1 protein-coding gene and 1 pseudogene are annotated in these 952 nt (G+C 38.1%); both read left to right on the forward strand.

What is annotated here, in order from left to right; all coding sequences use genetic code 11:
- Nucleotides 1-590: NAD-binding protein (locus tag AMDU4_RS13985; RefSeq protein ID WP_290705619.1), on the forward strand; the 590-nt coding region annotated here is incomplete at its 5' end.
- 146 nt (nt 591-736) lie between these two features.
- A pseudogene (locus tag AMDU4_RS13990) lies at nt 737-952 on the forward strand (IS4 family transposase); the annotation flags it as partial.

Consider the following 952-nt stretch of genomic DNA (forward strand, 5'->3'; position numbering starts at 1 on the left):
AACTTCAAAAAATATTGGATTCTCTGGGAGATTATAAATCAAATTACATGTCATGCAAGCTGGAGAGAGGACCTCAAGAGGCAAATGAAGGGAAACTTGCACTGTTTCTGGGTGGAGATGAACAACTTTACATAAAATCTCTGAAAATCCTGCATATTTTGGGCAGTCCCATGTATATTGGCACTCATTATCAGGCCACTATGATGAAGTTGATTAGCAATATGATTGGCACAGCAGTGGTTGACATATTTGGCGAAATGTCAGTATTAATCAGGAAGCTAGGAATTGATCCAAAAATTGCCATAGAAGCACTCTCTATGGGAGGTGCAAATTCTATAACCCAGATGTTCCGCCTGGAATGGCAGTCAAAGGACGAGTTTGGGGAAGCATTCTCAATGGAACTAGCTCAGCATGTAATAGAAATGGCACTTGAATCGGCAAGAGATCTGGGTGTGTCAAGCCTGCACCTTATTGAGCAGAACAATCTAATGATGAAACTTGCGAAAAACATGGAATTCGGTAGCAAGGACGTGGGAGAAATATCAAAATTATACTGGAATTTGAACGATTCAGATAATCATCTAAAATAACACAATTTTCAGGAATTATTGTTATGTTTGCTTTATTTTACATGTTTTCTTATATTATTTTTGATATATTATAACAATCCAGTTTCTAATACTTAAATGTTTGTCCGACTGGTGTCATATTTATCCTATGATGTAATTAATAGCCTATGAGAAATGACATCAGAAAAATACTCAAAGTTCCCTGTGAAAATATATCCGCTGTTACAGGCGTAGATGAATATTCAAAGAAAATAGATCTCCTGGATCATGCACTCATGATGGTACAGTCAGCCATATACCATAAGGACCTGACTGATCTGGCCATGGATAACAGCGTAAGCAAGTCCCAGCTCTCCAAGCTGGATACAGGAAGGCCTTACCAG

Source organism: Ferroplasma sp. Type II, assembly GCF_000496155.1.